This is a genomic window from Paraburkholderia sp. 40, from assembly GCF_050434105.1.
GTDB classification, from domain to species: Bacteria; Pseudomonadota; Gammaproteobacteria; order Burkholderiales; family Burkholderiaceae; genus Paraburkholderia; species Paraburkholderia tuberum.
In genome coordinates, this window is record NZ_JBNPVY010000002.1 from 1,297,325 (window position 1) to 1,319,916 (window position 22,592).

Here is a 22,592-nt window from a genome sequence, read left to right on the forward strand (position 1 = left end):
GGTGTGTCCTCGCATCGGATGCCTGGTGGTGCAAACCATCATAGCTGCTTGCGCCTGGCCGTCCAAGCCGGATCGCTCGCCGCGTTGTCCGGCTGCACCGGGCCGCTCTCGACGCTCGAGCCATCGGGTCCGGCCGCCGCATCGATCGCCGGGCTGTGGTGGGTGATGCTGGCGGGCGCCGCGATCCTGTTCGCGATGGTGCTCGTACTGTTTCTGATGACGGTCTTCCGGCCCGGCTGGGGCTCGCACGTTTCGCCCGCGCGCTGGATCGTGCTCGGCGGTCTCGTGCTGCCGGCAGTGATCCTGATCCCGTTGATCTGCTACGCGCTGTACGCGGGTGAATTGCTGCTGCCGCTGCGCGCGCACGCGCCCGCGCGCATCGAGGCGATCGCGCAGCAATGGCGCTGGACCTTCCGCTATCCGGAACTCGGCAACGTCGAAACCGGGAACGTGCTGCATCTGCCCGCGGGCACGCCGGTCGACATCGCCGTGACCAGCATGGACGTCCTGCACGCATTCTGGATTCCGCGCTTCGCGGGCAAGATCGACGCGGTCCCTGGCCACCACAACCTGCTGCGTATCCAGGCCGATCAGCCCGGCCAGTACGCCGGACAATGCAACCAGTTTTGCGGCATCGGTCACGCGGGGATGCACTTCACCGTGATCGTCGATCGTCCGGAAGATTTTCCGGCTGCTGTCAAAAACGCCGCCGCCAACGGGGAGGTGAAGAAATGAGTGTGCCCGTCGAGCCGCCATCACAGGGCATCAACGCGCTGCGGCTGCATCGCCAGCTTGCCGCGATCTGGGCCACCGGGCCAGGCGTGCAGAGGCTCGCCGCGGTCAACCATACGGTGCTCGGCATGCGCATGATGATCACGTCGTTCGTGTTCTTCGCGATCGCCGGCATTCTCGGCATGCTCACGCGCGTGCAGCTCGCGACGCCGCATGCCGCCTTCATGGATGTGGAGACCTATAACCAGGTCTTCACGATGCATGGATCGATGATGCTGTTCCTGTTCGCGATCCCGATGGTGGAGAGCTTCGCGGTCTATCTGACGCCGAAGTTTCTCGGCGCGCGCGATTTCGCGTTTCCGCGCCTGACCGCTTACGGCTACTGGTGCTATCTGTTCGGCGGCACGATTCTGACCGTGTCGCTGATTCTGCGCAGCGCACCCGACGGCGGCTGGTTCATGTACACGCCACTCAGCTCCAACGTGTTCACGCCCGGACTGAACGCCGACGTGTGGCTGCTCGGCATCACGTTCGTCGAGATTTCGGCGCTGTCGCTCGCGATGGAAATCGTCGTGTCGATCCTGAAGATGCGCGCGCCGGGCATGTCGCTGGATCGCATGCCGATCTTCGCGTGGTACATCCTCGTCACCGCGATGATGATGATCGTCGCGTTTCCGCCGCTGATTCTCGGCTCGATCCTGCTCGAGGTTGAACGCGCGTTCAACCTGCCGTTCTTCGATCCGACGCGCGGCGGCGATCCGCTGCTGTGGCAGCATCTTTTCTGGCTGTTCGGCCACCCGGACGTGTACATCATCTTCCTGCCGATGGCCGGCGTGCTGTCGACGATGATCCCCGTGTTCGCGCGCCGCAAGCTCGTCGGCTATCGCACGATCGTCGTCGCGATCATCGCGCTCGCGTTCCTGAGCTTCGGCATCTGGGTGCACCACATGTTTACGGTGGGCATCCCACATCTGGCGCTCGCGTTCTTCTCGGCGGGCTCGGCGATCGTCGCGGTGCCCACCGCGATCCAGTTCTTCGCGTGGCTCGCCACGCTGTCGCACGGCCGCCCGCGCTGGGACGTGCCGATGCTGTACATCTTCGGCTTCTTCTTCGTGTTCACGTGCGGCGGGCTGACCGGCGTGATGCTCGCGATCGTGCCGTTCGACTGGCAGGCGCACGACACCTACTTCGTCGTCGCGCACATGCACTACGTGGTGGCCGGCGCGCTCGCGTTTCCGATGCTCGCGGCGTTCTATTACTGGTTGCCGCTGCTGACCGGGCGCACCGCCGTCCATAACCTTTCGGTGCCGGCGTTCTGGCTCGTGTTCATCGGCTTCAACATGACGTTCTTTCTGATGCACCTGACCGGCCTGCTAGGCATGCCGCGGCGCGTCTTCACCTATAGCGGCGACGAAGGCTGGAACTGGCTCAATCTGCTGTCGTCGGTGGGCAGCTTCGTGATGACGATCGGCTTCGCGCTCGTCGTGATCGACATCGTCGTGCAATTGCGTTTCGGCCAACGCGTGCGACGTAACCCGTGGCAATCGACCACGCTCGAATGGGCGATGCCGATTCCGCCCGCGCCGTATGCATTCGCGTCGATCCCGCACATGGACGCCGAAACCGAAAAGGTGCCCCCGGGCCAGCTAGCGACCTCTCTGGCGCGCGGCGAGGGTTACCTCGGTTTCACGCGCAACGGCTGGCAGGAGACGCTAGGCGTGCATATGACATCGGGCGAGCCCGAACAGCTGATCGTGCTGCCGAACTCGACCTATCTGCCGCTCGTCACCGCGCTCGTGACCGCCGCGGCGGTGCTCGCGATGCTGTTCAAGTTCTATCTGCTGTCGGTCGCATTCGCATTCGTGACGTTTGGCCTCTTCATCTACGCGGGCCAGAGCGCGGGGCACGCGCGCGATTACGGCGCGCTGCCGGTCGGCCGCGGCGTCAGCGTGCCGCCGCATACCGAGGTCGCCGGTTCGCCGTCATGGCTTTCGATGATCTGCGCGCTGGTCGCGGACGGCACGCTGTTCACCTCGCTGATCTTCGGCACGTTCTATCTGTGGATTGCCGCGCCGAACTGGCCGGCAGCCGTGACGCCGCATCCGAACCGCGTGCTCGCGCTCGTCGCGGCCGTCGCGCTCGCGGTGGCCGCAGCCGCCACGCGTGGCTCGTTGCGCGCGGCCGCCGCCGAGCGCAAACCGCACGGCACGATCGGGCTGAGCGCGATCGCGCTGATCGTCGCGCTCATCGCCTGCGTGATGCTGATCAACGGCGTGACACCGAATCCGCGCGAGCATGCGCTCGGCGCGACGGCCGCGGCGCTGCTCACGTACATCGCAGTTCACGCGGGCGTCGGGTTGTTGTTCCTCATCAGCAACGTGCTGCGCGTCGGCGCGGGCTTCGTTTCCGCGCGACGCCTGACCGATCTGCGTCTCACCCGCCTGTGGATCGATTACACGCTGGCGACGGGCATCATCGCGCTTGGACTCGTGCTCGCGCTGCCGAGCCTCGTCGCCGTGCTGGGAGCCAGACCATGAATGCGCGTCCGCTTTCGCCGCGGCGGTTGTGGTGGCTCGCCGTCGGCTTCACGATCTGGTGTCTCGCGTTCGTGATCCTGTATGCGCTGCACGCGATCGGCTGCGCGTTCGCGTGGCCCACCGGCCCGCTGCGCGCGAGTCTTGCGATCATTCTGCTGCTGCATCTGATCGCGATCGGCTGGCTATGGCGCTATCGCGCCGCGACCCGCGACCCTGGTCCCGAACGCATCAGCTCGTTCATGCATACCGTCGTCGTCTGGACCCTGATCGCGGCGCTGGTCGCGACCGTAATCACGTTCGGGCCCGCGCTGCTGCTCACCACCTGCGTCTGAACGCGGACTGAGCGCGAACGGGACCGCCGCACCCGGCATGGAGAAGCACCGATGCAGTCTCGAGATCTCGTGCGCAAGGCCGTCTGGTCGGTCATCTATCTACTGTTCATTGTCGCGCCGCTGTTTGCGCTGCTGACCGGCACGCTCCCGCCCGCGCGCAACTTCGGCACCGAGTTCTCGGTGGCGCTCGGCTATTCCGGACTCGCGATGATGGGCCTGCAATTCGGCTTCACCGCGCGCTTTCGTCACGTGACCGAGCCGTGGGGCGAGGACGTTATCTATCATTTCCATCGACACGTGTCGCTGCTCGCGGTCGGCCTGGTCGTCGTGCATCCGCTGGTCCTGTTCGCGATCCGCTCGGACAAGGTCGCGATGCCCGACTCGCTGCTCGATGTACCGTGGGGTGCGTGGTTCGCGTTCCTGTCGATCGGCTCGGTGATAGTGCTGGTGATCACCGCGCTATGGCGCAAGCAGTTGAAGATTCGTTACGAGCTGTGGCATCTGTCGCATATCGGGCTCGCGCTCGTCGCGATCTTCGGCGGCGTGCTGCATATGATCGGCTGGGGCTTCTATCTGACCGATCCGTTCAAGCGCACGCTGTGGATCTGCATGACAGTATTCTGGGTAGCGCTGCTGCTGTACGTGCGTCTGTTCAAGCCGCTCTTCATGATCAGGCGTCCGTACCGGATCGCGGAAGTGCGCGCCGAACGCGGCGACACGACGACGCTCGTGATGCAGCCCGACGGCCACGCTGGCTTTCGCTTCAAGCCCGGCCAGTTCGGCTGGCTCAACGTGTGGGGCAGCCCGTTCAGGATCACCGGACATCCTTTTTCGTTCTCGTCGAGCGCCGAGGCCGCGAACGGCCGCGTCGAAATGACGATCCGCAATCTCGGCGATTTCACGAGCCAGGTGAAGACGATCGAAAAAGGTCGACGCGTGTATCTGGACGGACCGTATGGCGCGTTCACGATCGGGCATCCGACCGACATGCACGTGCTGATCGCGGGCGGTATCGGCATCACGCCAATGATGAGCATGATCCGCTCGCTCGCCGATCGCGGCGACCAACGTCCGCTCGTGCTACTGTACAGCGGCAAGACCTGGGACTCGCTGACTTTCCGCGAGGAGCTCGATGCGCTGAAAGCGCGGCTCGATCTGCGCATCGTCTATGTGCTGTCGGACCCGCCCGAAGGCTGGAGCGGGGAAGTCGGGCGCATCGATGCCGCGATGTTCCGGCGACATCTACCGCCCGAGTTCGCCGATCACGAGTATTTCATCTGCGGCCCGGACTCCATGATGGATGCGATCGAAACGGCGCTCGGCGAAATGAAAGTGCCGCGCATCCGCTACCATTCCGAACGCTACAGTTTCGTCTAGGAGACTTGTGATGCGCCGACTGTTGGCCAACCGTCTCGTCATTGCCACCGGCGTGATCGTCGTGGCGTTGTCGCTTCTATTCGCGTATCTGCGGGTCGGTTCGCTGCATTAGGGCCCGGTTACGGCAATGACGGGCTCGCGGCGCGCTTTTCCTCATGCTCGAAGGTTGAATCGATATGCCCTACTTTTTTGGAATTGGTCTTCACGTTTTCATCGCGATCTTTTTCGCCGTCCACGCGATGCGCAATAACCAGGGCATCTACTGGCTATTCATTCTGTTTGCTTTTCCGCTGCTCGGCAGCGTCGTGTACCTGTTCGCGGTCTACCTGCCGAGTCTGCGCCATACGCGCGGCGCGCGCGTGGCCACGCAGGCGATCACCCAATTCGTCGATCCGAATCGCGCGCTGCGTGAAGCGCGCGCCGCTTTCGACCGCGCGCCGACCGTGCAGCATCGGATGCGGCTCGGCGAGGCCTTGCTCGCGGCCGGCAATCCGTGCGAAGCGCTCGAACATTTCCAGGCCGCGGCGAACGGCCCATTTGCAAACGATCCCGCGCTGCTGCTCGGTCTCGCGCGCTCGCAGTTCGCGCTTGACGACTACACGGCCGCCGATGCGACGTTGGGGAATCTGTTCTCGGTCAATCCGCGGGCACGCAACCAGGGCGAGGCGGCGCTGCTGTACGCGCGCACGCTGGCCGCGCTGAATGCGCCGGGCGCACGCGCGGCATTCGAACAGGCGCTGACCTGCGCGAACGACGTCGCGCCGCGCTGCCTGTTCGCCGACTGGCTCGCCGCGCAACCCGAAGATGCGGACCGCCGCCGCGCCGGCGCGCTCTATGCCGAAATCGTGCAGGATGCCAAACATTGGCCACGTCACGCGCGCGAGCATAATCGCGAGTGGCTGCAGCGGGCGCAGGCCGCGTTGGCGGCCGGCGCGGCTCGAACGTGAGCAAGCCGAGGAGAACTTCGATGCGACGCACGACCCGGTCGTTTGCTTCGGCGCCGTACGCGGCGATTGCGGCGATGGCTTTCGGTGCCGCCGGCGCTTCGACTTCCGCGCAGGCCGCTGGCATGGAGAAGCCGTTCGAATGGCCCGCGTCGTTCGTCGTGCTCGGCGATGGCTATCCGCACTCGGGCGATGCATGCCGGCGGCTCGGCGAGTCGGCCGCGACCGTGAACTATCTCGACCATATGGCGATGCTGGTCGGCTGTCCGGGCTCGCGCGACAGCGCCGCCGTGCGCGCGATCGTCGGGCATCAGCGGCACGCGCGCGTGGTCGGCGAGGCGGATGGCGTGACGCTGATTTCGATTTCGACTGAAAGCGCTCAGGCCGGCTCGCAGAACGGCCACGGGCCCGTGAAGGAATCGCCGATCAGCGCGAGCGGCACGTTGCCGTGCGAGCGCGGCAACGGACAGACCAAAACGATGTGCAAGTTCGGCGTCGTGCATCACGGCGATCGATCGACTACGGTCGTGGTCTACTGGCCCGACGGCACGACGCGGGCGATTTTCTTCGACGTCGACGGTCGCGTGATGGGCACGGCCGCGTCCGCGAGCGATCGGCCGATGCCCGGCGACACGCTGACGCGCAAGCATGCCGGCATCAATCTGATTTCAGTTGGCAATGAGCGCTACGAAGTCGAGGACACGGTTCTGTCCGGCGGTTGAATTGCGTTGAAGCACATCGGCGCAAGCCATCCGCGGTCGAACGCCTGATTCGACGCGCGCCACGTTCATTTCTATCCCTTTCGCTTCACACCCTCGCGCAGACCGGCATGCAGCATGCCGCGCCGGACAAAATATTAGTAATAAACCAGCAAGTGTTTTCAACCGATCAGCGGTTCAACAGGAGGGGTCATGATGTCCAGAAGAATGGCTGGCGATGGCCGTCGGACTCGCCGCGTGCAATGGCGACAATAGCGGCGCGTCGACATCGCCGGTGGCGAACGCGGCCACCTCGAACGCGGCGCCGCGACGGTCGCGAGCACGAACGGTTCGGCCGTGTCGAACATTCACGAAGCGATCCGTGTGCAGGGCGGCCAGTCGTACACGTTCACCGACTACGTGCTCGCCACCACCAACGCAACGGTGTTCCCCGGCGGCTCGATCCAGACCGACGACCCGAGCGGCACCGAGTTCGGCTGGGTGCTGAACACGAACACCGGCGCGATCGTGCGCGGCACGTGGGGCGCGGGGCAAGCGACGGCGCTGAGCGCGGTGAAATCCGGCAACTGGTGGAAAGTGACGATGACGCTGACGGCACCGGCGGGATCGAACAACGCGCAGGTATTCATCGATCCGCCGACGTCGAGCAGCGCAGGCGTGCGCTCGCAGCAGGCCGCGGATCTGAGCGCGACGCACTTACTGCCCGAGCCTCGCGATCCTGAGCGGCGCGAAGTCGTAAGCACGGTCAGCGCGACGCAGTTGTCGATGATTCGTTGACGCGTCGCGCAATCGAAGGCACACTCGCTCACTATGCAAGCCCTCACGTACCGCCCGACTGCAAAGCATCATCATGCCCGCGTGGGACTGCCTGTGGGGACTCGCATACGCATACGCCGCTAGACATCATTCGCAGCGACATGCGCCAGAAAGCCCCGCCGGCAACGACGGGGCTTTTTGTTTTCTACGACCTTATCCGCTCATCGAACGAAGGATTGCCGCCATGACACAGGAAGCACAGACGCCTGCCGTATCGAAGACCTTTGCGACGCCCGTCGATCTATACCGCGTCCTTGCACGCGTATGGGCCGGCGATACGTCGAGCCCCACGCACGCGTGGTCGTCGACGAATCCCGCGCAGAATCATTGCAGCGTTACGTCTCTGATCATGCAGGACTATTTCGGTGGCGAGATTCTGACGACGCGTACGTCGGGGGGCACGCACTTCTACAACCTGATCGACGGCAGCAGATGGGATCTGACGGTCAGCCAGTTTGCCGAGCCGATTCCATTCGACGATACGCGTTCGAGTCGTGAGGCGGCGTTCGCGGATACGTCGCGGGAGAAATACGAACTGCTGAAGTCGAGGCTCGCGCAAAGCCAGCTGAAATAAACGCTCAATCAAACACGCGTGGCCGAACTGCATCGATACGCGGTTGGCCACGCCATGTCACTTCAAACAATCACTTCCTGCTTCCCCGGAATGCCTTGCCCGCGCAACGAACACCCGCGCGTTTCAGGCACGTAGATCAACGCTATCGCCCCCACGACGCACGCGGCCATCATGTAATAAGCGGGCACCAGCGCATTGCCCGTATGCGCGACCAGCCATTCGTTCGCCATCGGCGCCGTGCCGCCGAAAATCGACGTCGACACGTTATACGCAATCGCCATCCCCGCGTAACGCACCTGGGTCGGAAACATCGCGGGGAACATCGCCGAGATGCTGGCCAGTTGCGGTACGTACAACAGCCCGAGCACCGCAAAGCCGATGAACGCGCCCGCCACGCCGAGCTTCATCAGCAGGAACATCGGAATCGCCGCGACGAACAGGCCAATCAGCGAAAACCACCAGACGTTCTTGCGTCCCACGCGATCCGAGAACGTGCCCGCGAACGGCAGAAACACCATCATCGCAAGCATGCCGATTAGCGGCACGAGCAGGGACATGTTGTCGCTCATGCCGAGCTGCTTCTGCATGAACGTCGGCATATACGCGAGCAGCACGTAGTTGACGACATTCAAAGCAACCACGAGTCCACCGAGTTGGATCAGCGGTTTCCAATAGTCGCGCAGCAATGCCTTCAGCGTGACGCAGCTATGCTGCTCCTTGTGCATCGTTTGTTCGAGCTCGCGAAAGACCGGCGTGTCTTCGAGCCTGGAGCGCAGATAGAAACCGATCAGGCCGAGCGGCGCCGCAATCAGAAACGGCAGACGCCATCCCCACGCATGCATTGCCGTGTTGCCGAGCACGACGGAGCAACCGAGCATCAGAAACGCGCCGAGCGAGAAACCCGACAGCGTCGCGAATTCGAGGAAGCTGCCACAAAAGCCGCGCTTATTGTCCGGCGCGTATTCGGCCATGAAAGTCGCCGCGCCGCCATATTCGCCGCCCGTCGAAAAACCCTGGATCATCCGCAGAACGACGAGGATAACCGGTGCCCACCAGCCGATGCTCGCGTAAGTCGGCACGAGTCCGACCAGCAGCGTTGCGACCGACATCAGGATGATCGTCAACGCAAGCACGTGCTTGCGGCCGAGGCGATCGCCGAGCGGCCCCCAGAACAATCCTCCTAGCGGACGCACGAGAAACGAAATGGCGAACGTCGCGAGCGCGAACAACGTGGCCTGCGCGGTGCTGCCGGGAAACAACGCGGCCGAAATATAGCTCAGGCCGTAGGCGTAAATACCGTAGTCGAACCACTCGGTCGCGTTTCCGAGTGCCGACGCCGCGATTGCGCGTCGCAGCAAGCTGCGCGCCTGCGGTTGCGCGCTCTGCGCGGTCCATGAATGTACGTAGTGCATGACTCCTCCTGGGATGTCTCTATGCGACACAGGCAACGTCGCCCGAATCCACGATACCGGCGACCCGCGCCTGCAACGATGTTCTAGGACGATGCAGGCATCGGGGTTTTCCATAAAGCCCGCAACGGATGCGGTAATCCGTACGCGTGCGTCGGCGACGCGTCGCGCGCGTTCGGGAAAAACAACATGATTGGCGTCGCACAGTGCTCTCAGCGCACCAGCAACGGCAGCGTCATCAAACGACCCTGCTGTGGCCTCGCCTCGTTCTCGCCGCAAAGGCGCAAACACATCCACGCGGTCGCGAGGTTGCTGCTCACTACCGCCTTGCCAATGGCGGCTTCGATTCGCGCGATGATCGGCGCGGCTCTCACCGCGGTGCATGAAATAAACAGCGCATCGGAGTCGGGCGCTGTCGCATCGCGCGCGAAGGCGACGATATCGTCGTGCGAAATCCGTGCCATCTCCCGGTCGTCGGTCAGACCCAGGCATGAGAAGCGGTCGATCGCAAAGCCTTGCGCGGCAAAGTACTCGACCATCGGCCGACTGGTTTCGGCGGTGTACGGCGCCAGCACGCTGATACGCCGCGCGTCCAGCGTGCTCAGCGCAGTGACTGCGGCAGCGGTCGGAGTGACGACTTTGGCCGATGGCTTCGCCGCATGAATAGCGCGCTCGATCTGCGCATCGCCGATCATCACGGATGCCGACGTGCACGAATACATCACGACGTCGAGCGTTTCGTCGGGCAGGATCAGCGCCGCGCCCGCGCTCAGCAATGGCTGCATCGCGCGCAGATTGTCGGGCGTCACCGGGTTCGCATACGGCACGCGATTCACATAGATGCCGATACGCTCGTTTGCGACGAGTGCCGCGAAGTCCGGCTCGGTCGTGTGATCGGTTGCGAGGATCACGAGGCCGATACGTTTGTCGAAAGCGCGTTCGATCAGATGCGGCGCGCGCTCGAACTGTCGAATAGTCATTTGCATCGTTCAATGCCCCGGAGCCGGAAAACGCTTTTCAAGGAGTCGCACACCGGCCACCGCGATCAGGCTGATGATCAGGAACAGCACGCCGACGAGCGTCATCGGCTCCAGATAGCGGTAATCCGTATTCGCGATGATCTTGGCCTGATTCATCAATTCGAGGACCGTGATCGCCGACAGTAACGGCGTCTCCTTGAACATAGAAATCAGATAATTGGCGAGCGCGGGCACCATCGGCGGCACCGCTTCGGGCAGGATCACGTGCTGCCACGTTTGCGCGGGACTCAGGTTGCAGGCCTTTGCTGCTTCCCATTGCCCGCGCGGAATGTTTTCGATGCCCGCGCGATAAACCTCGGCCGCATACGTCGCGTAATGCACGCCGATTGCGAGCACACCGGCCGCCAGCGCCGGCATCCGTATGCCGATGTCGGGCAGCACGTAAAACACGAAGTACAACTGCACGAGCAGCGGCGTGCCGCGAATAAAACTCGCGATCGCCGACGTGCCACGCGACACCGCGCGATTCGGCGCCAGCCGCAAAATGGCAATCGCCATGCCGACCACGGCCGCCACCACCGCGCCGAGCAAAGTAGCGAGCACGGTGATCTCCAACCCTTGCAGCAGGATCGGCAGAATCTCGCGCACGAAGCTCCAGTCCCATTCCATTCGTCTATCTCCTGATGCGGTCGAGACCGAAACTCATCCGGCTTTCCAGCTTGCGCATGCCGAACGAGATCAGACAGGCCATGGCGAAGTACAGCGCGAGAATCGTCGCGAACGGGATCAACGTATTGCCGGTTTGCGAGCGCACCACCTGCGCCTGGAAAGTCATGTCGCCGAGCGAGATCAGCGACACGACGGCCGTACCCTTCAGCAGCTCGATCGCGTTGTTGCCAAACGTGGGCAGCATCAGCGGCAAGGCCTGTGGCAAGATCACGTGCCGCATGCGCTGATAGCGGGAAAGATTCAGCGCAATGCAAGCGCTGCGCTGCTCGTGGCCGATCGCGGCGACCGCGCCGCGCACCACTTCAGCGCCGTACGCGCCGACGTTCAAACCGAGCGCGAGGACGCCGGCCTGCAGCGGCGTCAGCGTGAGGCCGGCCATCGGCAACACGAAATACGCCCAGAACAACTGCACGAATATCGAGGTGCCGCGAAAGAACTCGATATACGACGTGGCCAATGCGCGCACCACGAAGAAACGCGACAGGCGCCCGAGCCCCGCGACGAACGCCATCACGAGCGCGAGTACCGCGCCCATCAGCGTCAGTTCGATCGTCGTCTGCGCCCCCTGCAGAATCAGCTGCAAATAGCCGGACCAGTGGTTCATCGACGCACCTCGCGCGCAATGTATCGTGGGCCACGCGCGCTACCGCGTTGCGCGCATGGCGTCTTATCGCGGACTCAGTTCTTCGCCGCGCACAGTTTCTCGCGGCTCGTCGACATTGCCGCTTTCGTCGGGAAGCCATAGGGCTCGACGATCTTCGCGAACTCGCCGGACTCCTTCATCTTCTTCAGCTCGACGTCGAATGCATCGCGCAGTGCGGTGTCCTGCTTGCGAAATGCGACGCCGTCGCATTGCACCGGCGTGTTCTGCACCGGCGCGATCGATTCGAGGTTCGGGTCTTTCGCCTTTGAAAGCAGATCGGTGATCGACAGCAGCGGCAACGCAAACACGTCGACGCGGCCGTCCTGCAGCATCTTCAGACCGCTTTGCCCGTCCGGCACGATGATCACGCGATCGGTCGGAATATTCGCGGCGGTCGCGAGCTTCTGTTCGGTCGTGCCGCCTTCCACACCGATCACCGCTTTCGGATCTTTCGCGATTTCCTCGTAGGTCTTGATACTCTTCGTGTTGCCTTTCTTGACCGCGAACGCTTCGACCGCGCACAGCACCGGCTGCGAATAAGCGACGGCCGCGCAACGCTGCGGGGTCATGAACAGCCCCGCCGCAATCGCGTCATGCCGCCCGGCCGCCAGGCCCGGAATCATCGCGCCGTACTCGGAGACCGACGCGACGACGTCGTTGACGCCGAGCTTCTTGAACACCGCACGCGCGACGTCCGGCGCCGCGCCCGTCACCTTGCCGTCGGCGCCGACCGCGGTGAACGGCGGCTCGTTCGCAATCGCGATGCGCGCGAAACCTTGCTGACGCAGTTGCGTGAGCTTGTCGTCGGCGGCATAAGCGAGGCTCGCGAGCGTCAACAGCGACAGCCCTCCCGCAATCAGAATCCCCTTTAACTTCATGATTTTTGGCTCCTAAGGCGTAGTGGTATGGCGTAGTAGTGAGAGATGTGCAGCGTGGGAAAAACAATATGTTCAGACTCAGCTCAGATTCGATGCCCCGCGGCGAGAATCTTGCGCAGGAAGCTCTGGGTCCGCTCGTGCGTCGGATGCGTGAAGATGTCCTCTGGCTTGCCTTCCTCGACGATCCTGCCGCGATCGAAGAACAGCACGCGGTCGGCGAAGTCGTGCGCGAAGCCCATTTCGTGCGTGACGAGCAGCATCGTCATATCGGTCTCACGCGCGAGCCGCTGCATCACGTTCAGGACTTCCTCGACGAGTTCAGGGTCGAGCGCGGACGTCACCTCGTCGAACAGCATGATCCGCGGTGCGAGCGCGAGCGCCCGCGCGATCGCCACGCGCTGCTTCTGCCCGCCCGACAGTTGCGCGGGACGGCTCTTCGCCTTATCGGCCATGCCGACCATATCGAGCAGTTCGAGCGCGCGCCGCTCCGCCGACTCGCGGCTCTCGCCCTTCGTCAGCATCGGCGCGAGCGTCACGTTGTCGAGCACGCTCTTGTGCGGAAACAGATTGAAGTGCTGAAACACCATGCCGATCTTCTCGCGCATCTTCTGCAGATGCCGTTCGTTCGCGGGCACCATCTGGCCGCCGCGCGGCATATGGAACAATTGTTCGCCGTCCACTTCGATATGGCCGCCGTCGATCGTTTCCAGCGTCATCAGGATGCGCAGGATCGTCGTCTTGCCCGATCCCGACGGACCGATCAGCGCGAGCTTCTCGCCGGGCATCACGTCGAGCGACAGTTCGTCGAGCACGGTCAGCGCGCCATATCGTTTCGTGATCCGGTCGAGCCGGATCAATGGCTTGCTCGCCGGGCTTTCGTCTCGGCGCGCCGGTGTGCTTGCGGAGGCGACCGCGCGCTCCTCGGATGAATGACTCGCCGGGGCGATGCCTGAAGCGCTCAGCAAATCGGTGACTCGCGCGGTGTTCATATCGATTCGATCCCGTTCGTCGTCCAAGTAGTGCGAACCAGAATACGCAGCCATATTTGCGATCCAGATTGCTCTAGAACAATTCTTTTTACGCGCGGACAAGGGCGGCGCAGCGTGCACTGCAACAATCACGCAGCGTCCGTCGATAACGTCATGAACATTGAACTAGCACATTCAGCGGCGTTTTTTCGCGGCATTAGACTGCGGCGAGAGATACCCGTGGACGCCCCGTTCACTTGCACCGGGCGCCACTTTCCGCAACGACGTCACGCTCAGAGAGAGGGGAAGATGTCAGATACGACGCAACACGAATCGCGAATCGCGGCGCCCGTCGTGCGCCTGCCGTTCGAACGCGACGAGTACGCCGCGCGTCTTGCCAAGACGCGCAAGGCCATGCAGGCGGCCGGCATCGAACTATTGATCGTGTCGGACCCGACCAATATGGCCTGGCTCACCGGCTACGACGGCTGGTCGTTTTACGTGCATCAGTGCGTGCTGCTCGCGCTGGATGGCGAGCCGGTCTGGTTCGGTCGCGGTCAGGACGCGAACGGCGCCAAGCGCACCGTCTTCATGCAGCACGATCAGATCGTCGGCTATCCGGATCATTACGTGCAATCCACCGCGCGGCATCCGATGGACTACCTCGCGCGCGACGTGATCGCGGCGCGGGGCTGGGCCAACGCGAAGATCGGCGTCGAAATGGACAACTACTATTTCAGCGCCGCCGCTTATCGCTCGCTCGTCGCGCATTTGCCGGACGCGAAATGGCAGGACGCAACCGGCCTCGTCAACTGGCAACGCGCGGTCAAATCGCCGCGCGAGATCGAGTACATGCGCGTGGCCGCGCGCATCGTCGAGAAGATGCATGCGCATATCGTCGAGCGAATCGAACCGGGTATGCGCAAGAATGACCTCGTCGCGGAGATCTACTCGGCAGGCATTACCGGCATCGACGGTTATGGCGGCGACTATCCGGCGATCGTACCGCTGCTGCCGACCGGCGCCGACGCGGCCGCGCCGCATTTGACCTGGGACGACACGCCGTTCGCGAAGGACGCTGGCACGTTCTTCGAAATTGCCGGCTGCTTCAAGCGTTATCACTGCCCGCAGTCGCGCACCGTCTACCTGGGCAAGCCGCCGAAGCATTTCATCGAAGGCGAACGCGCGGTGGTCGAAGGGATCGAGGCCGGGCTCGCCGCGGCGAAACCCGGCAATACCTGCGAGGACATCGCCAATGCGTTTTTCGCGGTGCTGCATAAATACGGCATCGAGAAGAACAGCCGCTGCGGCTATCCGATCGGCGCGAGCTATCCGCCGGACTGGGGCGAGCGCACGATGAGCCTGCGCCCTGGGGACAAGACCGTCCTCGAACCCGGCATGACGTTTCACTTCATGCCGGGCCTGTGGCTCGACGACTGGGGCCTCGAAATCACCGAGAGCATTCTGATTACGCGGACCGGCGTCGAGCCCTTTTGCAGGACGCCACGCAAGCTGTTCGTCAAACCGTGATCGCGCGGGCGTCGTGCCCGCGTGAATTCGCGAAGCACGACGCCCGTTTCAACGAAAGGGGAAACATGCTTCCGAAAACGATGAAGGCCGTCGTCCTGACCGCGCACGGCGGCCTCGACAAACTGGTCTATCGCGACGACGTGCCGGTGCCCTTGTGCGCGGCTGGCGAGGTACTGATCGACGTCACCGCATGCGGTCTCAACAATACCGACGTGTGGGTCCGCCAGGGCGCCTACGGCACCGACGACGATCCGCAAGCGGTGTCGACGTGGCGACGCGGCCGCTCGACGCTGACGTTTCCGCGCATTCAGGGCGCGGATATCGTCGGACGCGTGGTCGCGGTGGGTCGCGGCGTCAGCGACGCGCGTATCGGCGAGCGCGTGATCGTCGACGCGTCGATCTACAACCGCGACGACGACAGCCTCGCCGATATCGACTACATCGGCCACGGCCGCGACGGCGGCTACGCTGAATACACGGCCGTGCCCGCGGAAAACGCGCATCGGGTCGACTGCACCTATTCCGACGCCGAACTCGCTACGTTCTGGTGCGCTTATCACACCGGCGAGCAAATGATCGAACGCGCGGCCGTCAAGCACGGCGAAAGGGTGCTGATTACCGGCGCGTCCGGCGGCGTCGGCTCGGCCATCATCCAGCTGTGCCGCGCGCGCGGCGCGATTCCGTATGCGGTCGTCAGCAAGGGCAAGGAAGAGGCCGTGCTAGCGCTCGGCGCGCAAGGGGTGATGCTGCGCGACAGCGGCGATTTCGTCGGGGACGTCGAACGGATGACCGAGCGGCGGGCCGTCGATGTAGTCGCCGATCTTGTCGGCGGGGCGCTGTTCGGCAAGCTGTTGAACGTGTTGCGGCCTGAGGGACGATATACGACCGCGGGCGCGATCGCGGGGCCGGTCGTGCAGCTCGATCTGCGCACGATGTATCTGAAGCAGTTGCAGTTGAATGGGTCGTCGCAAGGCACGCGCGGTGCGTTCAAACGCGTGCTCGACTATATTCAGAACGGTACGATCCGGCCGGTTCTCGCGGCGACTTATCCGTTGTCGAAGTTTCACGACGCGCAGACGCGGTTTACGGAGAAGCGCTTTGTGGGGAATATCGTTGTGATTCCGGATCGGCATTATGGCGGCGAAGCCGCGCATTAGCTTTCGGTAACTCTCGGTTCAATAGGAATATGCGAGCCCGCCCTGCAAGGCGGGCTTTTTTCGGCCGTGGCAATCAGAATTTTTCCAAGTCGGATGTGGATCGTGGTTTCGTTCAAATCGACGATCATCCGTCGATAATCACCTCCTGTGACAGACTCGCCGCCTATCGGCGAATCGTCGATGCGAACCCTGTGGGCCTCAAGTTCATTTGCCGTTGGACAATGCTTATTGTCAATGTTTGTCAAAACGGCTCTATCCCAAATTGATTCTCTTGACGACGACTCATTTGGATGGTTAATTCGTCGGGTGTTTTCTGCGAAATAAGAAGAGGTCAAATGGGACAACAGAAACAGGACGGCACCGGTGGCAAGGAAGAGTGCTTGCTTTGCCGTATCATCTATTCGGTATACTCAAACTTTCCGCCAATGCCATCCGCAATGGCGCTGAACGTCGAAACCGGCGAATGGTTTCCGCAGGATAGGCTTCGGTCGTATTCGACCGGTTACGCAATGGCCAAAGCCCTGGGTTACGCATGGGCGTGCGATTGTCGCGGGCGCGCGCAACAAGCGGACGACGTTAGCATGGCACGCTCGCAATATGGCAGCAGCCCGCGCGTGCCGCAGAATCTGGGCAATGCCCGGCCGTTCGAGTATTCTGACACTTCGACAGGCGGAGATGTGACGATCCTTGGTGCACGCGGTGTGAGCGAACGGCAAGAGATCGAGTGCGAGATGCTGTCAAAAACATACGGCGGCGATTTGAGAACTCGCTTTGCGTGCGAGCAACGTGCTTTTGAAACATACAACCAGTGCAGAGGCTATTGATGGTACGAGACCTTGCTGTCGTCTTTATCTACGACGACGACACGAATACGCTCAAAATGAGCAACGTGTCGCGTCGTGCTATTCAATCAACCCTGGATCGGGCGATGTTCCTCGATATTCCTGAAGCACCGGAAACTCCATTGGATGACGAATCGGCCCGCAAGCTTGGAGCGCTGGCACTTCGATGTCTAGGCGAAGCGCATCCGGATCTGGCCGCGCGACTGAATCTTTCAGCGCCAAAGTAGCTGTTCTTGCGATCTCAGGTTGGTTCTCTTCGCTGTTCTCGTCCCTTGATCGTCCTCGCTCAATCACGTTGAATCGGTGTCCACGATGTATGTCGGCATCACGTGGCATTACTTTGATGAAAACATCAAATGCGCAGATCCGCGGAATAAGCGCGGATAAGGGTGCATGAAAATTGGGGCAGTCCGGAACAATCGAGGTCATTACGCATGGCAACACTTGTCCGTAGACTTCTCACGGTCGCGCTATTTTTCGGCCTTTTCGTTCTGTCGATCCATTATGTCCACCCATACACCTATCCGTGGACGGAAAGCGAGGCGCCCGCATGGTGGCGTGCTTCGGATTCTATATTTCGTAGTGTGGGTGACTATTGAATTGATCGTGGCAGCGCTTGCCTATGTGGCCATCATGAAGCGATGGCGCCACTACCGCACGAAGCAAATAAAAACCCCGACCGCATGACATGACAGCAGCCGGGGCTCTCTTTCACCTCAGTTCATCAAAGCGAAGCAGCCGGCGCAAACACCTGCGACGCCACCTCATCCACCGCCTCGCGCGTCAGCTTCACGATCTCGTCCACGTCGCCGCGCGACGTCACCAGCGGCGGCGCGAAGCCGAGAATGTCGCCGTGCGGCATCGCCCGCGCGATCAGTCCGCGCTGCATCGCGGCAGCCGACACACGCGGCCCGACCTTCAGCGCCGCATCGAACGGCGTGCGGAGATCCTTGTCGGCCATGAACTCCAGCGCGGCCAGCATGCCCACGCCGCGCACTTCGCCGACGAGCGGATGCGAGTCGAACGCCGCATGCAATTGCTCCAGCAGATAAGCGCCGGTTTGCGCCGCATTCTGCATCAGGTTCTCGCGTTCGAGAATTTCGAGGTTGGCGAGCGCCGCCGCCGCGCAGATCGGATGGCCCGAATAGGTCCAGCCATGCCCCAACGCACCCGATTCCTGCGATGCCTTATCGATCACGTCCCATACGCCTTCGCTGACGATCACGCCGGACAGCGGCGCGTAAGCACTCGTCAAACCCTTCGCGACAGTGATCAGATCGGGTTGAATGCCGTAGTGCTGCGCACCCATCTTCGAGCCGAGCCGGCCGAAACCGCACACCACTTCGTCGCAGATCAACAGGATGTCGTGCTTTTTCAGCACCTGCTGGATCGCGGGCCAGTAACCGGCCGGCGGCGGTACGATGCCGCCCGTGCCCATCACCGGTTCGCCGATGAAGGCCGCGATCGTATCGGCGCCTTCGCGCGCGATCAGTTTTTCGAGTTCGTCGACGCAGTACGCGACGAACTGCGTTTCGTTCATACCGGCCGGCGCGCGACGATACCAGTGCGGACACACGGTATGCTTGACGCGCTCGATCGGCAGATCGAAGAACTGGTGGAAGCTCGGCAATCCCGTGAGACTGCCGGTGACGATGCCCGAGCCGTGATAGCCGCGCTCGCGCGAAATGATCTTCTTCTTGTTCGGGCGGCCCTTCACATTGTTGTAGTACCAGACGAGCTTGATCTGCGTTTCGTTCGCGTCCGAACCGGACATGCCGTAGTACACCTTCTTCATGCCCTGCGGCGACCAGTCGATGATGCGCGACGACAGCTCGATGATCGTATCGGTCGAGTGGCCGACATACGTGTGGTAATACGCGAGCTTCTTCGCCTGCTCGTAAATCGCTTCGGCCACTTCGGTGCGGCCGTAGCCGATGTTCACGCAATAAAGGCCGGCAAATGCATCGATAAAAGTCTTGCCTTGATGGTCCTCGATACGGATGCCCTTCGCGCCGGTCACGATCCGGCCCGGGCAGCGCGCCGCTCGCGTGATCGTGCGCGTGCGTCGACGGATGCATGAAGTGCGCGCGATCGGCGCTCAGCAGTTGATCGAATTGAGTCATGGGTCGCTCCTTCGTGTGATGTCTGGATGAATGAATCGGTCGGTTCAGGCCGTTGCGTCCGTCGCCATCGCATGTGCAACGGCACAAGCGGGGGCGCTGTCGCTGACCGGCAAGCCAAGCTGGCCAAGGCAGAAATAACGAGTCTCGACGAACGGCTCGAAGCCTTCGACGCCGCCTTCGCGTCCAAGCCCCGACGACTTGATGCCGCCGAACGGAATCGGTGCGCCGGTGAACTTCGCGCCGTTGATGGACACCATCGCGAAGTCGAGTCGGCGGATCAGTTGAAACACGGTGTTCAGATCTTTCGCGCACACGTAGGCGGCGAGTCCATACTCGGTGTGGTTCGCGCGTTCGACCACTTCGTCGAGCGAATCGAACGGCGTGACCGCCGAGATCGGCGCGAAATTTTCTTCGTCGTAAATGCGCATGCCGGGCGCCGCATCGGCGACCACGGTCGGCTCGAAGAACCAGCCGCCGCGCTCGTGCGCCGCGCCGCCTACCGTGACGCGCGCACCCTTCTCACGCGCGTCGGCGACGCGCTGCACGGTCGTGTCGAATGCGGCCTGGTGCATCAGCGGGCCGACGTCCACGTTCGGGTCGAATGCGCCGCCCACTTTCAACGCCTTCACGGCATCGCTATATCGCGCGACGAACGCTTCATACAACGAACGCGCGACGAAGATCCGGTTCGCCGCGCAGCAGTCCTGGCCCGAGGTCTGGAACTTCGCCGCGACCGCGACGCGCACGGCCTGTTCGAGGTCCGCATCTTCGGTCACGATGAAAGGCGCGTTGCCGCCCAGTTCGAGCGCGGTCTTCTTGATGCATGCCCGTGCGGCCGTTTGCATCACTAGCGCGCCGACACGCGTCGAGCCGGTGAAGCTGACCGAGCGCACGCGGCTATCTGAAACCAGCGTTTCCATCGCCATTTGCGGCTCGCCGAGCACGACGTTGAACACGCCGGCCGGAAAGCCCGCTTCTTCGGCGAGTTGCGCGAGCGCGAGCGCGGAGAACGGCGTCTCGTGTGCGGGCTTCGCGACCACCGTGCAACCGGCGGCGAGCGCGGCGGCGGCCTTGCGGGTGAGCATCGCGCATGGGAAATTCCACGGCGTGATCAGCGCGGCCACGCCGACCGGCTCGATGATCGTGCCCAGATGAGCGCCATCGATATGGGTCGGAATCGTGCGCCCATTCAGGCGCCGCACCTCATGCGCGAACCATTCGACGAAGCTCGCGCCATACACAATTTCGCCGCGCGCTTCAGCAAGCGGCTTGCCCTGTTCGAGCGACAAAATCGCGGCGAGATCCTGCTGATGACGCAGAATCAGCTCATGCCAGCGCAACAGCAGCGCCGAACGTTTGGCGACCGGCACCCAGCGCCACGTGTCGAACGCGCGCTGCGCGGCATCCACCGCGGCGGTGAGCTGCGCCGCGTCGAGCATCGGCACATGGCCGAGCACTTCCTGATTCGCGGGATTCTGCACCGCGACGCTCGCGGCGCTCGCGCTATGAACCCAGCGTCCATCCACGTAGCACAGCGATTTGAATAAGACCGGATGACCCAGCAACATGACGACCTCCTGTGTGCGATGTCTGCTATCACTGTAGGTCCGGCGGCACTGCGGTTTTTTTTGTTGTCGCTTGTCGAAGGCTACGTTTTTTCTGCAATTCGCCGCATGGTTATCGTTTTTTCGGCTGCGGCTTTTCGTCGTACGTCGACCGCATGTGGCGCGCCACTCAGCCGTTCTCGCCAATCGATTGTTCCGCCCATTCGGGCAAGCCTTCGGCCCCGCTTTTCACCACCTTCGTGACGATATAGGTGAAGTACTTTTCGATGCCCAATTCGTCGGTCAGCAACGTATCGATGAAGCGCTGATAGTGATCGATATCGCGCGACAGCACGTGCATCACATAGTCGACACCGCCACCCGTCGCGAGGCATTGCACGACTTCGGGCGCGGCCGCGATGCGCTCCTCGAAGCGCCGCATGTCCGGCGCGGTATGACGCGCGAGCGTGACCTCGACCACCACGCGGCTGCCTTTGAACGCGCGCACCCAATCGATATCCGCGCGATACCCGCGAATCACGCCCTCTTCTTCGAGGCGCCTCACGCGCTCCCATGCCGGCGAAATCGACAGATTGATTTCTTCGGCGAGGCGCGACTTCGTGATGCGTCCATCGCTCGCGAGAATGCGCAAAATCGCGAGATCGTAGCGGTCGAATTTCATCGCGTGTTCAGACCGTTACCGGTATGCCTCGTTCGAGCACGTCGGCGACCACCGCAACCGTGTCGCCAATCCGCACGAGCCCCGGAAAATGCCGCGCGGCCAGCATGCCGCCGCGTCGCGCGCGATATTCGATCGGCGCGGCGCCGGTGCGCTTCGCGTCGTAAATCCGCGCGATCACCTCGCCGCCGTCGACCATGTCGCCGAGGTCCTTGCACAGTTCGAGCAGGCCGTCGTGCTCACTCGTCGTGTAGCAGGTGCCGTCGGGCATATCGAGCAGCGTCGTCGTGCGCGGCGCGCTCGCGCTCGCGCTCGAGTGACCCATTGCTTCGTCTTGCCTGATGATTCCCGCATGCTGCAGAAAGCCGCGCACACCACGCTCCGTAATCGCCACGCTCTGCACGGTCGCCGTGCCACCACCCCCGAGTTCGGTCGACACGAACACCTTGCCCGCTTCCTCGACGGCCGTGTCGTAAAGGCCGACGCTGTCGAGTTCGAGCATCCGCATCGAGTACGGCGCGCCGAATGCGCGCATCGCTGCCTCGCAGCGCGCTTGCTGCGTCGCGTCGGGCAGCACGTGAATCGCGGCGAACGGCACGAAGTCGAGCGTGCGGCCACCCGCGTGCAGATCGAGCACATAGTCGGCGAGCGGCAGCAGATAGCGCTGAAAATAATCGGCGATCTTCTCGGTCACGGTGCCGTCCGGCTTGCCCGGAAAGCTGCGATTCAGATTGCCGCGATCGATCGGCGACGTGCGCGTGCCCGCGCGAAACGCCGGAAAATTCATGAACGGCACGATGATCACGCGCCCGCGTACGTCACTCGCCTTCAACGTGGCGGCGAGCTTCGACAGCGCAATCGGCCCTTCGTATTCGTCACCGTGATTGCCGCCCGTTAGCAGCGCGGTCGGTCCCTCGCCGTTGCGGATCACGGTGATGGGGATCATCTCCGCGCCCCATGCGGAGACGTCGTGCGAATGAGGCAGCTTCAGGAAACCATGCTGTTCGCCGTCGGCGTTGAAATCGACCGTCGGTTGAATCGGGGATGCCCGCATCTGTACTACTCCTTCGTGAGCCGCT

21 protein-coding genes and 2 pseudogenes are annotated in these 22,592 nt (G+C 62.8%); 13 read left to right on the plus strand and 10 right to left on the minus strand.

What is annotated here, in order from left to right:
* Positions 1-48: 48 nt before the first annotated feature.
* The 8 genes from coxB (at position 49) to OKW28_RS07275 (ending at position 8,031) form a co-directional block, all read left to right on the plus strand.
* Positions 49-735, plus strand: a complete 687-nt coding sequence (coxB, locus tag OKW28_RS07240) for a cytochrome c oxidase subunit II (protein ID WP_429444363.1) — start codon at positions 49-51, stop codon at positions 733-735.
* Positions 732-3,269, plus strand: a complete 2,538-nt coding sequence (ctaD, locus tag OKW28_RS07245; RefSeq protein WP_429444364.1) for a cytochrome c oxidase subunit I — start codon at positions 732-734, stop codon at positions 3,267-3,269. The genes coxB and ctaD overlap by 4 nt, the downstream gene beginning before the upstream one ends.
* Positions 3,266-3,601 carry a hypothetical protein gene (locus OKW28_RS07250; RefSeq protein WP_018423781.1) on the plus strand — a complete coding sequence of 112 codons (336 nt, stop codon included), beginning with the start codon at positions 3,266-3,268 and terminating at the stop codon, positions 3,599-3,601. Before ctaD ends, OKW28_RS07250 begins: the two co-directional genes overlap by 4 nt.
* A 51-nt stretch (positions 3,602-3,652) precedes the next feature.
* Positions 3,653-4,978, plus strand: coding sequence for a ferredoxin reductase family protein (locus tag OKW28_RS07255; RefSeq protein ID WP_429444365.1), 1,326 nt, complete (start codon positions 3,653-3,655; stop codon positions 4,976-4,978).
* A gap of 176 nt (positions 4,979-5,154) precedes the next feature.
* Complete coding sequence (locus OKW28_RS07260; RefSeq protein WP_429444366.1) at positions 5,155-5,925, plus strand: hypothetical protein; 771 nt, start codon at positions 5,155-5,157, stop codon at positions 5,923-5,925.
* A gap of 20 nt (positions 5,926-5,945) precedes the next feature.
* Entirely contained in the window at positions 5,946-6,644 is a 699-nt protein-coding gene (locus tag OKW28_RS07265) for a hypothetical protein (RefSeq protein ID WP_429444367.1), read from the plus strand.
* A gap of 333 nt (positions 6,645-6,977) precedes the next feature.
* A complete protein-coding gene (locus OKW28_RS07270) occupies positions 6,978-7,418 on the plus strand; it encodes a hypothetical protein (RefSeq protein WP_429444368.1) in 441 nt (146 codons plus the stop codon).
* Positions 7,419-7,641: 223 nt separating this feature from the next.
* The gene (locus tag OKW28_RS07275) at positions 7,642-8,031 is read left to right on the plus strand and encodes a YunG family protein (protein WP_429444369.1); all 390 of its coding nucleotides are present in this window, start codon (positions 7,642-7,644) and stop codon (positions 8,029-8,031) included.
* A 62-nt stretch (positions 8,032-8,093) separates the two neighbouring features.
* Here the strand turns inward: OKW28_RS07275 and OKW28_RS07280 are convergent, their stop codons facing one another.
* The 6 genes from OKW28_RS07280 to ehuA form a co-directional block, all read right to left on the minus strand.
* Positions 8,094-9,443, minus strand: coding sequence for an MFS transporter (locus tag OKW28_RS07280; protein ID WP_184061532.1), 1,350 nt, complete (start codon positions 9,441-9,443; stop codon positions 8,094-8,096).
* A 209-nt stretch (positions 9,444-9,652) separates the two neighbouring features.
* Positions 9,653-10,420 (minus strand): ectoine utilization protein EutA, encoded by a 768-nt coding sequence (eutA, locus tag OKW28_RS07285; RefSeq protein ID WP_429444370.1) that lies wholly within the window; start codon positions 10,418-10,420, stop codon positions 9,653-9,655.
* Positions 10,421-10,429: 9 nt separating this feature from the next.
* Entirely contained in the window at positions 10,430-11,089 is a 660-nt protein-coding gene (gene ehuD / locus OKW28_RS07290; RefSeq protein ID WP_429444371.1) for an ectoine/hydroxyectoine ABC transporter permease subunit EhuD, read from the minus strand.
* A gap of 4 nt (positions 11,090-11,093) precedes the next feature.
* Positions 11,094-11,753, minus strand: coding sequence for an ectoine/hydroxyectoine ABC transporter permease subunit EhuC (gene ehuC / locus OKW28_RS07295; RefSeq protein ID WP_429444372.1), 660 nt, complete (start codon positions 11,751-11,753; stop codon positions 11,094-11,096).
* Between the two features lie 74 nt (positions 11,754-11,827).
* Positions 11,828-12,670 carry an ectoine/hydroxyectoine ABC transporter substrate-binding protein EhuB gene (gene ehuB / locus OKW28_RS07300; protein ID WP_429444373.1) on the minus strand — a complete coding sequence of 281 codons (843 nt, stop codon included), beginning with the start codon at positions 12,668-12,670 and terminating at the stop codon, positions 11,828-11,830.
* Between the two features lie 83 nt (positions 12,671-12,753).
* Positions 12,754-13,659, minus strand: coding sequence for an ectoine/hydroxyectoine ABC transporter ATP-binding protein EhuA (gene ehuA / locus OKW28_RS07305; protein WP_429444374.1), 906 nt, complete (start codon positions 13,657-13,659; stop codon positions 12,754-12,756).
* 288 nt (positions 13,660-13,947) lie between these two features.
* Here ehuA and doeA point away from each other — a divergent pair, with 288 nt between their 5' ends.
* The 5 genes and pseudogenes from doeA to OKW28_RS07330 all read left to right on the plus strand — a co-directional run bounded on the left by doeA (position 13,948) and on the right by OKW28_RS07330 (position 17,854).
* Positions 13,948-15,168 carry an ectoine hydrolase DoeA gene (gene doeA / locus OKW28_RS07310; protein ID WP_429444375.1) on the plus strand — a complete coding sequence of 407 codons (1,221 nt, stop codon included), beginning with the start codon at positions 13,948-13,950 and terminating at the stop codon, positions 15,166-15,168.
* 65 nt (positions 15,169-15,233) lie between these two features.
* Positions 15,234-16,325 (plus strand): alcohol dehydrogenase family protein, encoded by a 1,092-nt coding sequence (locus tag OKW28_RS07315; protein ID WP_429444377.1) that lies wholly within the window; start codon positions 15,234-15,236, stop codon positions 16,323-16,325.
* A gap of 335 nt (positions 16,326-16,660) precedes the next feature.
* Positions 16,661-17,149: a hypothetical protein gene (locus OKW28_RS07320; RefSeq protein WP_429444379.1), complete on the plus strand. Its 489-nt coding sequence runs from the start codon at positions 16,661-16,663 to the stop codon at positions 17,147-17,149.
* Positions 17,149-17,394 carry a hypothetical protein gene (locus OKW28_RS07325; RefSeq protein ID WP_184040027.1) on the plus strand — a complete coding sequence of 82 codons (246 nt, stop codon included), beginning with the start codon at positions 17,149-17,151 and terminating at the stop codon, positions 17,392-17,394. The genes OKW28_RS07320 and OKW28_RS07325 overlap by 1 nt, the downstream gene beginning before the upstream one ends.
* A 207-nt stretch (positions 17,395-17,601) precedes the next feature.
* A pseudogene (locus tag OKW28_RS07330) lies at positions 17,602-17,854 on the plus strand (hypothetical protein).
* Between the two features lie 37 nt (positions 17,855-17,891).
* Here OKW28_RS07330 and OKW28_RS07335 read toward each other — a convergent pair.
* The 4 genes and pseudogenes from OKW28_RS07335 to doeB all read right to left on the minus strand — a co-directional run bounded on the left by OKW28_RS07335 (position 17,892) and on the right by doeB (position 22,567).
* Positions 17,892-19,290 (minus strand): annotated as a pseudogene (locus tag OKW28_RS07335) (aspartate aminotransferase family protein).
* Between the two features lie 44 nt (positions 19,291-19,334).
* Positions 19,335-20,858, minus strand: coding sequence for an NAD-dependent succinate-semialdehyde dehydrogenase (locus OKW28_RS07340; RefSeq protein ID WP_429444381.1), 1,524 nt, complete (start codon positions 20,856-20,858; stop codon positions 19,335-19,337).
* Between the two features lie 166 nt (positions 20,859-21,024).
* Positions 21,025-21,516: an Lrp/AsnC family transcriptional regulator gene (locus OKW28_RS07345; RefSeq protein WP_429444383.1), complete on the minus strand. Its 492-nt coding sequence runs from the start codon at positions 21,514-21,516 to the stop codon at positions 21,025-21,027.
* A gap of 7 nt (positions 21,517-21,523) precedes the next feature.
* Complete coding sequence (gene doeB, locus OKW28_RS07350) at positions 21,524-22,567, minus strand: N(2)-acetyl-L-2,4-diaminobutanoate deacetylase DoeB (protein ID WP_429444385.1); 1,044 nt, start codon at positions 22,565-22,567, stop codon at positions 21,524-21,526.
* Positions 22,568-22,592: the final 25 nt, after the last annotated feature.